This window comes from Stieleria neptunia, assembly GCF_007754155.1.
Classification (GTDB): domain Bacteria; phylum Planctomycetota; class Planctomycetia; order Pirellulales; family Pirellulaceae; genus Stieleria; species Stieleria neptunia.
On record NZ_CP037423.1, the window covers coordinates 7,777,095 to 7,788,831 of the forward strand.

The following is an 11,737-nucleotide window of genomic DNA, read 5'->3' on the forward strand; positions in this document are numbered from 1 at the left end:
CACGTTAATCGTCGGCCGAAAGGAGTTGTTGGTCAGTGGCTTCAACTTTGCAGCTCATTGGACGAGGCTCCCAGTGCCAACTGTCGCTTGCCTGGGTGCGACGGAATTCGGCCAGCTCGCCGATTGATTCATCCCAACGATTAGGAATCAGATGAGCGCGAACTTGAAGCATCTGCTCCGCGTTTTCGCTTTTCCAAAACATTGCATTGCTCTTTAGACGCAAATTGATCACGCGGCGAATGCTGCTTTCGATCGCCCCGCTACCACAAGGGATTCCGCTGCGACGATAGGCAGGGTAACTCAACCGACCCGCTTCACCATGTCGGCAAAGGTAATGGATTTCTGTTTCCAGTTCTGTGGCCGATTTTCCGACGCGTTCTAGGCCGGCGAGCTCATCAACCACTCGCCGCCATTGACCGTTTCGCAGCAGCGTTCGGTACTGACGATAAAGCCCCTGGCGGACGTCTGCGTCGAGCCCAAGCGAAGCAAGCGCTTTGGAAACGTGATGCACCGCATGGCAGCAGTCCAAGACCTGATGCGTGACGACGCTCGTGAGTCCCGCATATTGAATGATGCGATCAATACGATCCCAAATCCAGGGGGCGCCATCGGCGACGAACGTCACGCTATGTGCCTCCGCGGCTCCGAGCCGATGCAGATGCATCGCAACCAATTCGGCGATCGCGTCGGGCCCAGTCAGGGTGCCATCGATCGTCGCTTCATGCTCCTTCACCATCCGCCCCTGCTCGTCGTGAACAAAAATCGTCATCAGTTTAGGCTCCCGCCAGTCCGCTTCAAACGAGCGTGCAGGTTTCTTTGCCGAGCGTCCGGGCGAGTCAGCTTGCCCCTGAGCGACATCATCGCTTGACGCATTGGAAGTCGATGCAGGTAGCATTTTGCCGCGTATTTTCATTCTTCCGCCATCAATTTGCACCGACACTCGTTTCCCGGCCAATTCACCGGTGCTCGCCAACTTGCCCTGCCGAAACAGTTTGAGCCGATGCCGTCGTAGGCGCAATAAGCCGTCGCCAGATTGATAGGCGATCCGTTTGACCGCCTTGATATCAAGTGTGATACCATCGCGAACCAGTTCTCGGTGAGCCACTTCGATCGAAGGACACAATGCCACTTGGCGTGCCACGCGACTCTCCAGCGCGGGCGAGACGCCTTTGCCGAACCCGAATTGAGCAAGCGAAACATGCAAGCCGACGCGGGGCGAATCGTCTCGACCAAGCAACTTTTTCTTAGGGGCACAGTAGAGCGCTGTGGCCCAGAACAGCATGCCGCCGAGCAATCGAACGGCGACCCTAGTCTCGCGCCCTTTCTGAAGCGGTCTTGAGAAGTTGACCCGACTCGATTGGCATGCTTTTTCAAAACCTTTTTCGATCATGGTCGCGGAGATCAGCCCGGCGACGACCATGTCCGCACCGCGGGCAAAGGCATCATGGATGGTTCTTTCCAGCGTTGCGAGTTGCTCGGGATGATCTGAGATCCGTTGTTTCCAGAGCGTAACTTTGGGAACCAACTGAGCGTAAAAGAGCGCGAGCATTTCTTCAGCCGACTCAATCCGCTCACCATTCTCTTGCCCCATGTCTAGTCCTTGCATTGTCGTCGGCATCCTTGCTAGGCGAGTGGAAAATCATCCTTGAATCGCCCAAGATACCGTCAACACCGGATCCAGAAACAGCAGCCAAGCCCCCGACGGGTTGCTAGCAAAAACGTCAACTAAATGGGAATGCACCCTTCAGCAAACGCGAACGTCCGATCGGGCAGGTCACTCTTCATTGCATAGCTCATCGAGTATCAAGTTCCAAAATCTTAGCGTCTTATTCTTCAAACTTCAAACTTCTTACTTCGAACTTCCAATGTGCATGCAAAAGATCGAGCGTCAATTCACGCGGATTGGTGCCCGAGCAAAGGTCCACGCCCCGGTCGTTCGACGCTGGGTAACGACTCCCGAAGTTTCAATCGACATCGGCAACGATGCCGCGGGCGAATTCTTTGATATCGCTGTCCAGCCGTCTCTATTGGCGGAAACACAGGTCATCGACGTTCAGCCTTCGCTTCGGCACCTACTGCTGATGTCGCGACACGACGACGGAAAACACAAGTTCCTGTGCGGACATGACGAGCGACATTGGTTCGTTGCGGCCGTCCCTGAGCGGGCAGCTGTTTCAACCGTGAAGACGGCGTTCGATGCCCTCAAGCCGCCTGCGGTTCGGGCTCTCGAAAACCGTCTCGGCGTCAAGCCGCGGAAGCGAAACCGTCGACGCAACGAGGCGTTCATCCGTCAGGGTGAATGGTTCTTCGTTCCCGTCGAGAATCCCGCGTTGGTCGATGAGCGTCTGACGCTGCGGAACGAGCCGATCGCGCGTGGCGGCGGAAAGCCACACATGTGCGAAGAGTTGGTTCGGCAAGGTGGACAACTGGTCTACGTCAGCAACCAATACCCAAACGGTTTGACCGAAGGTCAACATCGGCGATTGATTAGCCGAAAGCCGGAACTTCGTCATCTGCACTGGGTGGCTCAGCGACGAAACCCAAGCGTGTTCGTTCGCGGACGGGTCCGTCATCCCGATCACAAGAGAATTGTGTTGAACGAATGGCACCAAGTTCTGATGAACACAGAAAACGAATCGATCGCAATGCGACACGTCGCATTCATCGATTGATCAGTGCCTCCATTGGATCTGCGGCCCCGCACTTCGGTGCGGGGCCTTTTTCCCCTGCCGACGTGGCTCGAGTTAGGAAGGCACCACTCTTGTAAAGTGGCTCATGCTGGTGCGAACCCAGTCGTCGGCTCTTCAATAACCTGACCCCACACCGCGATGACTTGATGACCGATGGACACCTACATTCGTTTTCAAACCCAGTTGCGATGCTGCAACACCGGTCGGCCCGCGGGAATCTTTGTCGCGGCCGGACGCATTGAAGACAGAACCACCTTGCCCGATGCGACGCGCGATCGACTTCGCGAAGTGCTCATTTGGTTCAACCGCAACTTAACCGTTCCAGCGTTGGATGAATCGGATTGGCGATGTTTGTTCTGGTTTCGCTCGGACTCACAGCCGGTCATCCGACGCCTTTGGGAATTGGCCTATTTGCTCGAAGACGAAGGTGTTTTCGTGACAAAGGTGCGAACCAATCAACCGGGAATGATCGTCTATCGAGACGAGCATCAAGTGGCGGCAATGCCGTGACGAAACAACATGCCTTGCGAGTGTGATGGACAGCACGACGGTCTTCGAAACCGTTAGACGGGGTTCGACTCCCTGGCGAGGTACTTAAAACAACACCACATAAAAAGGAGGCTGATGATGAAGAACGAAAACGAAAACGCATTGGCCCACGGCGCTGGTGCCGCTTTGCTTGGTTTGCTGGGAATGTTTGGCCGCTGTGCCGACGATGTTGCCCGAATCGGGGTCAACAGCGCTGACGATATCGGTCGTGCCTGCATTTCAACGAGCGACGACTTTGGGCGCTTCGCGACCAGCACGGGCGATGACGTGTTTCGGACTGCGGATGACTTGGTCTACGTACCTGAAACACCGCCGCGCGTCGTCGCCACCAACGACGAATTCTCAACGGGGCTCCATCTGACGAAGGAAACCGTCGAGATCGCGATCAAGGTCGCTGAAAACGCTGCGTTCGATGACGCAAATGAGTAAGACGTCCGCTGCCTGAGTGGACACGAAATCGCTGGAGCCAGATGGCCAGGCAACCGGTTGCAACCCGGTCGAAGTGGGTTCGACTCCCACCGGCGATTCTGACAGATCGACTGCAGGCTCGGATTACATCTGTTAAATGTGACCATCTGAGCTGTCCCTTCGTCGATCCGTCTTTTTGAAGTTTGATATTGGAAGAGTGAACGGCGAAAGAAGCTGGCCCATCTCCGGGCTCATTCGCGCCCCATTCTTCAAGCGTCCTTTGGCGACTGCCGACTTGGAATCCATCCACCAACGATTGCGTCCGGTGAGTCTGGGGTTCGTTTCAAACGGTCGGTAGGTTCGATTCCTACACGCAAGTGATCTGAGTCAACCCTTCGTCGCCAACCATTCACGACTGACTGCCGAATCGGAGTACATAGGGACTCGAAGGCTGCGGGTTCGACTCCCGCCGACGCTTGCGTCGTAGCTCAACGGAAGAGCGTCGAGCAAAAAGTCTCTGATTCAAAAACTTCGTCAGTCGTTTTTTACTAATGCTTGAGAAAGCGAACGATGCGTGTGCAATTCAATTTCTTCGTAATTACGCCCAAAGGCGTCGGGTAATCACCCGTCGTACGAAGAACCTTTGCACCTACAGAAAACACTCTCATCAAGCAATGTGAAAACCATGAAAGCTACCACCGAAACTCCATCCCAAACGACCGTCGCGGCACGGATCGCAGGAGAAGACATCCACCAAGGAGACTACGTCTCCGTCCTCAACGAAATCGTCGAACTGCCTTCGTTCTTATGGAGCTGCTCGGCCGCGTCGTTGTCAGCCGAAGATCCGGTACGAATCCGTTACATGCCAAGTGAAGCGGGGCAGCCATTCAAAGTGGTCGCCGTTTGCTTGCCGTTTGTATATGCCAAACGGCCCAAAGGCAGCATCATCACTTTCGACACACGACAGCACCAACTTGTCCGGCTCGACCGGGAAAACGGCCGTGCGGTGTGGAAACGGATGAAGAAGGTTTTGAAGAACAAGCAGAAATAGCAATCGCACACGATCGACTGCCGACTCGGAGTCCATGCTTCAGGAGCCGGAGGCCGTGGGTTCGACTCCCACCGGCGCAACTGCAATCCGCGAGAACGCAGCGCCGTAGCTCAGTGGTAGAGCGCCGTAAAACCTCTGATTCACATCTTCGTCGATCGCGTTTTTTGCATCATAACCAAAGTGGGATAGGCATCCTGCCTGTCGTCCCGTAATTGACAAGCTGGAAGCTTATCCCACGGCAACAATCCAAAACCACTGTATGCCGAAACGGCCCCTCAAATATGAGGCGTTTCCATGCGGTGGCAAGCCACCCGGCCCGACTGCCGGAGTGGAGTACATGAGTGTTCGATTCCCTCCGTCCCCACTTTCCATCGACTCGGCATATCCCAGTCGATGAACACTCGGGGACGCGGCTCAATCGGGAGCCAACTCTGCACCAAACTTCGTCGGGTCTTTTCATTTCGTCGTAATGCAGGCTATCCGCTTGTCGCGACTGCCATAGCAGGCGAACAGCCTGCGCAACTCAGGAGATCACCCATGGCCAACAAGTCTCTTTTCCAGAGCATCACGAGCGTTCTGCCTCGAGCGACCGCGGTCAACGAAGCCGGTGGTCCCGCGTACAAGTTACCGGCAAAGCATGCGCTGGCTCAGCTGGCCGCGACGGGTACTTTCGGCAACGTCTACTACGCGTCTGCGCAGAGCCAGCTGGATCAAATGCGAACGCTGATCGACGAAGTCGACGACAATGAATTCCTGGCAAAGCTGGCGGTTTACTCGCGAGAGCGAGCATACATGAAGGACATGCCGGCGGCGCTGCTGGTCACGCTGTCGACGCGCGACACGGCGTTGATGCACAAGGTCTTTGACCGAGTGGCTGACAACGGGCGTGTTCTGCGTACGCTGTTCCAGATGGTTCGATCGGGACAGTTCGGTCGCAAGGGGTTGTCGTCTTCGCTGCAGCGAGCGTTTCAGCGCTGGCTGAACGAGGCGTCGCCGGGCAAGTTGCTGTCAAGCTCGATCGGTAACGATCCGAGCCTGCGTGACGTGCTGCGAATGGCACGCCCGAAGCCGAAGGATGACGCTCGACGAGCGATGTTCGGATGGCTGACAGAAAAGGACGTCGAGAAGTGGGCTCCGGCGACGGAAGCCGACTTGCCGGCGGCGGTTCAGGCACTGAAGGCGTTCCGTGCGGCGGAGACCGAAGAGGCTCAGGCGTTGATCGCGGGTGATCTGCGAGTTCGTTGGGATTTGCTGGCGGATGCGGCCAAGGGTCCGATCGTCTGGAAGGCAATCGCTCGCCAGATGGGACCGCAGGCACTGCGGATGAACCTGAACACGTTGCTGCGTCACGAAGTCTTCAAGAAGCCAGGGCTGCTGCGGTTCGGCGGCACGGACAACGCGATGATCGACTATGTGGCCGGCCAATTGGCTGACGCAGACGCGATCCGTCGTTCGCGCCAGTTCCCGTACCAGTTCCTGGCGGCCTACTTGAACGCTTCGGACGAAGTGCCGAAGAAGGTCAAGACGGCGCTGCACGACGCGGCGGAGATCGCTTGTGGTAACATCCCGCAGCTACCGGCACCGGTGATCATCGGTTTGGACACTTCTGGATCGATGGGATGTCCGGCAACGGGCTACCGTGGTCGCGGAGGAACGACGAAGATGCGTTGCGTCGATGTTGCGGCATTGTTCGCCGCTGCGATCCTGCGTCGCAACCCGGACAGCGTCGTGATTCCGTTCGATACCCGGACCTATCAGGCCAAGATCGATCCAAGCGATTCGATTCTAAGTCTGTCGGCACGGTTGTCGAAGTACGGAGGCGGCGGAACGGATTGTTCGTTGCCATTGGTTGAAGCCAACAAGCGTTACGCAAAGCGTGCGTTTGCTGGAATCGTGCTGGTCAGCGACAACCAGAGCTGGATCAACTCGGGACGTGCGTACGGCTACGGCCGAGGCGGTTCGACGGGCGTGATGACGGAGTGGGAGAAGTTCAAGAAGGCGCAGCGGAAGAACGGTATCGCCGATCCAAAGCTGGTCTGCATCGACATCGCCCCCTACGGCAACACGCAAGCCCCCGACTGCCAGGACATCCTGAACGTCGGAGGCTTCAGCGACGCCGTCTTCCACGTCGTCGCATCCTTCCTAGAAAACGACGCATCCCGCTTCGTCCACGAAGTGGAATCCGTCGAGCTGTAACGTGGGGCAAGCATCCTGCTTGCCGTGACACGCAAGCTAGAAGCTTACGCCACTTACGAAGCGCCCGCGGAGGCAAGATCCCTCGCGGGCGTTTTCGTTCGTACTTAACGTTGCGGATGGCCAATCTGTCGGCCATCACTGCGGCTACCATGCTTGCCATCGCGCTTCTACGGGGTAAGATGGCAAAGTAAAGACGCAATGTCTGTAGTCCCTCGCGGCAAAACGGTTGGCTGCGGTTGTGATTGACGGACTAGTGAATTTACTTTTAATCCACCTTGTTGAATTCGATGGGATAGTGAGATGCGGATGGCAACGCTAACAGCTCTGTGGATGATTGTCTCGGGAGCAATCGCTACCGGGGAAGACTATGAAACGCTCAAGCAGTTCTATCGCTACCGCGCGGGCACATTCGAGTTTGAGGTGGGAACAGATGGCCAGGGAACGCTGAAAATGCAAGGTCCAGTGTTCACATGGACGGGGCTTGACTATCAGGAATTCCGCGACACGGCGGCCCCCAATTCCGGAGACGTTTTCGTTTGGACCTTAAACGGCCGCGCTGTTGTCGTCGGCGGCGTCTTGTCGCAACCCATCGGGGCGGGCCGCGAAGTGTACCACGAGTTCCAGGCACTCATTGACACGCCCCCAATGCCGATTCGAAGTCCAACGAAATGGGGAGAGTTATGGTCGCCGGTCGGGGTCAAACTAAGGTCGATCCCGCAGGTGCCTGTCCCAGCAAGAGGTTCCGATCGTGCTGCCCGTCGGCAACGCGGCGTTCAAATGCGGGGCCTCGCACGGCAATTTACCGCCGAAACAAGATCAGCGACGACGGGCAAGATTCAGTCTCTAAAGCTGCAACCGAACGCTGTGTTTCGGCTAGATGCATCAGCGCTGCAAAACGCAAATTCATCCGTTCTTGATGGATGCCTATTCATTTTTACGAACCAGTTGGGGACCGATCCAGAACTGACGTTGCTGATCGAATGCCACAAGACTGAGGACGGACTGATTTGGAAGTACGCTCCGGGGTCACTGGCATTTCAAGAGCTATGGCTGAAGCACAAAGGGAAATCGGTCTGGCATTTGCCTAACTATTTGGAACATCCTGGTGAAGGCAATTTTGTTTCAAGTCTGTCTCACGCCAACGTGAGCATGCGCGAGATCAAGCAGGAAATGCAGCCATAGTACTGGGAATCGCAGTTGTCGCTCTCCCTACTCGGCTTGGCTCCTTTTCACAAGCAGCAGGACACCGAACGCCGTTTGGAATACTCCTTCGATATCTCGGTTGCATCGTCTTCACGGAGGTGGACCTGATTGTGAAGTGCGTCGGTGCTTTGTTCGAGCTGTAAAGCGGCCGAGAGATTCGTTCCGGACACGAACAATCGCCGACATCTCGACCACCAATTTCAAAAGGGACCAAAAGCGCCCATCGGTGGTCCCTTTTGAAGCGCCCCGTGACACGGGCAGCTTTTGGTCAACCTTCCCGCGTCCGCGCAAACCCACCGGGATTTCAGCGAAATACGTGTGACACGATGCGCTGGGGGCGCTCCGGCGTTGGCCGCCGGAGCGTGCTGGCGGTGTGACCAACGCCCGCATTGGTCTCCAGCACCGAACACATTTGGCGACACCCGCAACTGCTGGCGCGTGGTCCAACCGAAGCGGTCATCGAATGTTTGAAACTGGATTTGGAGTCTGATGGGGTACGAAGTTGCGGTCTCCACTCCCTGGACTGCCTACTTTATACTGGCTCCCTTCTCCCCCTTGGATGAAAGCGAGTCGTGCTCACTTTCATCCAAGGGGGAGAAGGGCTGGGGATGAGGGGGCGAGCTGACGGCACCAACGAATCTTAGGGGCATCATGAACCGAAGGACTCGGCGAGACACAGAGGCGATTTCATTTGCCCGCGATCAACGGGCTCGCGCGAACGAGTTTGCTCAGGATGTTTGGCAGATGCTGCGCAATCGCCGTTGTCGAAATCAGAAGTTTCGGCGCGAATACCCAATTGCACCGTACACTGTTGACTTCTGTTGTGTGGACTTGAAGTTGATCGTTGAGGTCGATGGAAAGCAACTTCAGACGGATGAGGGCCGTCAGTATGATCAGCGCCGCGACCAGTACTTGGCCGAGCAAGGGTACCAAGTCGTGCGGATCCCGGGTTACGAGGCCTTGCGTAATCCAGCTGCGGTGCGGCACCAGATCGAACATGCAATTGATGCACTTCTGTAGTACATTGCCCCCTCATCCCCAGCCCTTCTCCCCCACAACGAGAGCGAGCACCACTCGCTCTCGCCGTGGGGGAGAAGGGAGCCAGAATGAATGAGTGCGACCGCACCGAAGAGAGGAAACGCGAGTCCTTCGTGCGGGAGGTTGCATCAACTTCCGCGTCGAAGCGAAATTGCTTCAATGCATGCTTCTCGACATTTCGGACGAATTTTGAGAAAACGTGCAGCGAAGGAGCCAAGCGACAAAGGCCCAGGTTTCACCAAGATTGCGAAGTTGGCGACGAGTTTTCTGGAATAGCCAGTCCCGCTGAATGAGCATCACCCATGCGAACGTTACCGTTCCAACTTGCTGCCCTGACGTGGCCGTTCCCTAATCGCCGCCTTTGGCGAGGAATCGGTTTGAAATCGTTTTGAACGAAATTCGATCGTCGCCTGAACCGTGTACCCAGACCAGCCCCTCGCGTTCGGTATTCGGATTCAGCGTGCTCTTGCCTTCGGCGATCGCAAGGATCTCGTCGATCGTTTCTGGCACGGCAATCATTCCGAGCGGAGGAACGATGGGCAACCCAAGCTGTTCACTGACGGCTTCCATTGCCGATTTCTCCAAGAACGCCGAAGCGTCAATGTCATAGACGTTGAACACGAACACGGCCGGCTCCTTCAATCCATACCGATTCTTTTGGATTCCCGGACCGACCAATTCGCCCTGCACGGCCAGCGACCGTCCCAGGGCTGTCATTCGTTCGTGAAGCGAGAACGCATGAGCGACCCGCCAATGGCTGTTCGACTGGTCCTCCGCCAACTGCCAATTGCGTCCGCAAACACCAAACTCGCCGTCTTTTACGAAGGCCGTGAATGAAGTGCCGTCAATCTTCTCCGACACATAAAACTCCTTGCCACGGTAGGTTACGAAATCGCTGGCTAGGTTCTGAATTCGTTCCTCATCCGTTTTCGCAATGAACGCAGGAAACGCTCCCACAACCTCGCCGCCCAGGCAAGCGGGAATGGGCGCTTCGTACTTCACGATGCCCAACTCGTCCGTCACGTCTTCGCCGACCTGGAACGATCGCCCCAACACGGATGGATTCAGCAACAGCCCCTGCGAAATCTGGCCGCGCAGCTTCACCGTTCGCAGTCGAAAGCCCTCGCGGTCGTCCATGGTTTTCAGCGACGACTTGCGCAAGAACTCAAATTCGTCTCGCACCGGCAAGAACGAATCGATTTCGCAGTAGATCACCGCATCTCCGACCGAGAATTCTCCTTTCTTCGTGACACATTTCCAGCCATCGACAACCGCCAACTCAATCATGTCGGCCCCGTCAATCGGCCGCGTTTCGTTGACAGTCCGGATGGTTGCGAGTTTTCTCATTGCGATTTGTCCGAGTTTTCCTGGCGTTCTCTTGAACGATATTGCTGAGTAAGACTTCGGGAAAGCTCTTTAGGTTCGCTCGATCGATATTGCACTTGCCCTGCACCAATCCGAGTGAGCGACGTGGACGGTGAATGGTGAGTCAGACGTGTGCTGCGCTAGATCCACCGCGTGAGTGTATGCTGTGGCGGCGCGACGCTTCGCTTCCGCACCTTTTTTCGCGACTCGATCATGTCGAGAGGGTTAATCGCAGTGTCATTTACGAGACCGTCAAAACCATCGGTTGCGAGAGCCTACTGGGTGGTCGAATCGAAGTTCCTCGCCGGTGCGTATCCGGGCGCGGCCGATCCGGCGGCGCATCGTCACCGAGTGGAACAGCTCTGGAAGCTTGGGATACGCACCTTTATCAACCTAGTCGAAGAAGCCGAAACGAATAATTACGGCCAGCCGTTCCTCCGGTACGACGGCCTGCTCCGTGAGCTTGCGTCTGCTGCCGGAGAGTTTGTAACGCACCTGCGTTTTCCGATCGAAGATTTAGGCGTGCCCTCGGCGGACCGAATGACGTGCATTTTGGACGCCGTCGATCTTTCGCTTGCAGCGGACCGGCCGGTCTTCATTCATTGTTTCGGCGGAGTCGGCAGGACCGGCATCTCAGTTTGCTGTTGGCTCATCCGACACGGACACGTCGAACCGAACCAAGCAATCGAAATGCTCAAGACCCTCCGTGAAGCCGACGAAACAACCTGTCATCGACCGGCACCGGAAAACAGCCGCCAGTGCCAATTCGTCGAAAGCTGGCGCTGAGTTTGGCGTCAAAAAGCTCGATAGCACGACATCGACACGGGAAATCGCGGCGTCTTCAGGGCCTGACATGAACGTGATTTTCCAGGCAGGCCCGAAATTGGGTAGCAGACGAAAATGCGCTTTCCTCAACCGTCTCGGACAACGCGACGGTCGACCATGTGGCCGACCAATTGGCAGACGCAGACGCGATCCACCGTTCTCGCCAGTTCCCGTAAATTGCTACTACGATTTGGCAAATGGCCTTTTATCGAAGTCGATGGAAAACTCGAATTGATAGTCGCGCTCGGAGACTGTTGCTCCGAGAAGTTAACGACACCCTGTGTTTCGGCGGAGGAAACGCCTGCGCCTTTTACCGAGCTGATTGACTCTCTGGACCTGGAGTCATCATCAGAGCAAAATTTACCAAAGCCCGCACCTGCTCCGTGATGCGAGCCCAATGAACGCCGCTACT

10 protein-coding genes and 3 tRNA genes are annotated in these 11,737 nt (G+C 56.3%); 11 read left to right on the forward strand and 2 right to left on the reverse strand.

Annotation, left to right across the window (positions count from 1 at the left end):
* Positions 1 to 4 precede the first annotated feature (4 nt).
* Positions 5 to 1,591 carry a hypothetical protein gene (locus Enr13x_RS27105; protein WP_145385934.1) on the reverse strand — a complete coding sequence of 529 codons (1,587 nt, stop codon included), beginning with the start codon at positions 1,589 to 1,591 and terminating at the stop codon, positions 5 to 7.
* 274 nt (positions 1,592 to 1,865) lie between these two features.
* On the opposite strand from Enr13x_RS27105, the gene Enr13x_RS27110 reads away from it, so the two are divergent.
* The 10 genes from Enr13x_RS27110 to Enr13x_RS39925 all read left to right on the forward strand — a co-directional run bounded on the left by Enr13x_RS27110 (position 1,866) and on the right by Enr13x_RS39925 (position 9,117).
* Positions 1,866 to 2,672, forward strand: coding sequence for a hypothetical protein (locus Enr13x_RS27110; RefSeq protein ID WP_145390037.1), 807 nt, complete (start codon positions 1,866 to 1,868; stop codon positions 2,670 to 2,672).
* A 56-nt stretch (positions 2,673 to 2,728) separates the two neighbouring features.
* Positions 2,729 to 2,802: transfer RNA gene (locus Enr13x_RS27115), tRNA-Thr, on the forward strand.
* Between the two features lie 41 nt (positions 2,803 to 2,843).
* Complete coding sequence (locus Enr13x_RS27120; protein WP_145390038.1) at positions 2,844 to 3,200, forward strand: hypothetical protein; 357 nt, start codon at positions 2,844 to 2,846, stop codon at positions 3,198 to 3,200.
* Between the two features lie 11 nt (positions 3,201 to 3,211).
* Positions 3,212 to 3,283: transfer RNA gene (locus tag Enr13x_RS38285), tRNA-Arg, on the forward strand.
* 31 nt (positions 3,284 to 3,314) lie between these two features.
* The gene (locus Enr13x_RS27125; protein WP_145390039.1) at positions 3,315 to 3,668 is read left to right on the forward strand and encodes a hypothetical protein; all 354 of its coding nucleotides are present in this window, start codon (positions 3,315 to 3,317) and stop codon (positions 3,666 to 3,668) included.
* 27 nt (positions 3,669 to 3,695) lie between these two features.
* Positions 3,696 to 3,766: transfer RNA gene (locus Enr13x_RS38290), tRNA-Cys, on the forward strand.
* Between the two features lie 566 nt (positions 3,767 to 4,332).
* Entirely contained in the window at positions 4,333 to 4,698 is a 366-nt protein-coding gene (locus tag Enr13x_RS27130) for a hypothetical protein (RefSeq protein ID WP_145390040.1), read from the forward strand.
* Positions 4,699 to 5,235: 537 nt separating this feature from the next.
* A complete protein-coding gene (locus Enr13x_RS27135) occupies positions 5,236 to 6,894 on the forward strand; it encodes a TROVE domain-containing protein (protein WP_145390041.1) in 1,659 nt (552 codons plus the stop codon).
* Between the two features lie 300 nt (positions 6,895 to 7,194).
* The gene (locus Enr13x_RS27140; protein ID WP_145390043.1) at positions 7,195 to 8,076 is read left to right on the forward strand and encodes a hypothetical protein; all 882 of its coding nucleotides are present in this window, start codon (positions 7,195 to 7,197) and stop codon (positions 8,074 to 8,076) included.
* A 765-nt stretch (positions 8,077 to 8,841) separates the two neighbouring features.
* Complete coding sequence (locus Enr13x_RS39925) at positions 8,842 to 9,117, forward strand: endonuclease domain-containing protein (RefSeq protein WP_390621007.1); 276 nt, start codon at positions 8,842 to 8,844, stop codon at positions 9,115 to 9,117.
* Between the two features lie 366 nt (positions 9,118 to 9,483).
* On the opposite strand, the gene Enr13x_RS27150 is transcribed toward Enr13x_RS39925, so the two are convergent.
* Positions 9,484 to 10,482, reverse strand: a complete 999-nt coding sequence (locus Enr13x_RS27150; RefSeq protein ID WP_145390045.1) for an RNA ligase (ATP) — start codon at positions 10,480 to 10,482, stop codon at positions 9,484 to 9,486.
* Between the two features lie 252 nt (positions 10,483 to 10,734).
* On the opposite strand from Enr13x_RS27150, the gene Enr13x_RS27155 reads away from it, so the two are divergent.
* Complete coding sequence (locus Enr13x_RS27155; protein ID WP_231743812.1) at positions 10,735 to 11,286, forward strand: protein-tyrosine phosphatase family protein; 552 nt, start codon at positions 10,735 to 10,737, stop codon at positions 11,284 to 11,286.
* The last annotated feature ends 451 nt before the right edge of the window (positions 11,287 to 11,737 follow it).

Excerpts from the sequence above, each read along its gene's own strand:
- Enr13x_RS27120 (WP_145390038.1), top strand. The coding sequence starts at position 2,844 with ATGGACACCTACATTCGTTTTCAAACCCAGTTGCGATGCTGCAACACC.
- Enr13x_RS27135 (WP_145390041.1), top strand. The coding sequence starts at position 5,236 with ATGGCCAACAAGTCTCTTTTCCAGAGCATCACGAGCGTTCTGCCTCGA.
- Enr13x_RS27125 (WP_145390039.1), top strand. The coding sequence starts at position 3,315 with ATGATGAAGAACGAAAACGAAAACGCATTGGCCCACGGCGCTGGTGCC.
- Enr13x_RS27130 (WP_145390040.1), top strand. The coding sequence starts at position 4,333 with ATGAAAGCTACCACCGAAACTCCATCCCAAACGACCGTCGCGGCACGG.
- Enr13x_RS27105 (WP_145385934.1), bottom strand. The coding sequence starts at position 1,591 with ATGGGGCAAGAGAATGGTGAGCGGATTGAGTCGGCTGAAGAAATGCTC.
- Enr13x_RS27140 (WP_145390043.1), top strand. The coding sequence starts at position 7,195 with ATGCGGATGGCAACGCTAACAGCTCTGTGGATGATTGTCTCGGGAGCA.
- Enr13x_RS39925 (WP_390621007.1), top strand. The coding sequence starts at position 8,842 with ATGCTGCGCAATCGCCGTTGTCGAAATCAGAAGTTTCGGCGCGAATAC.
- Enr13x_RS27150 (WP_145390045.1), bottom strand. The coding sequence starts at position 10,482 with ATGAGAAAACTCGCAACCATCCGGACTGTCAACGAAACGCGGCCGATT.
- Enr13x_RS27110 (WP_145390037.1), top strand. The coding sequence starts at position 1,866 with ATGTGCATGCAAAAGATCGAGCGTCAATTCACGCGGATTGGTGCCCGA.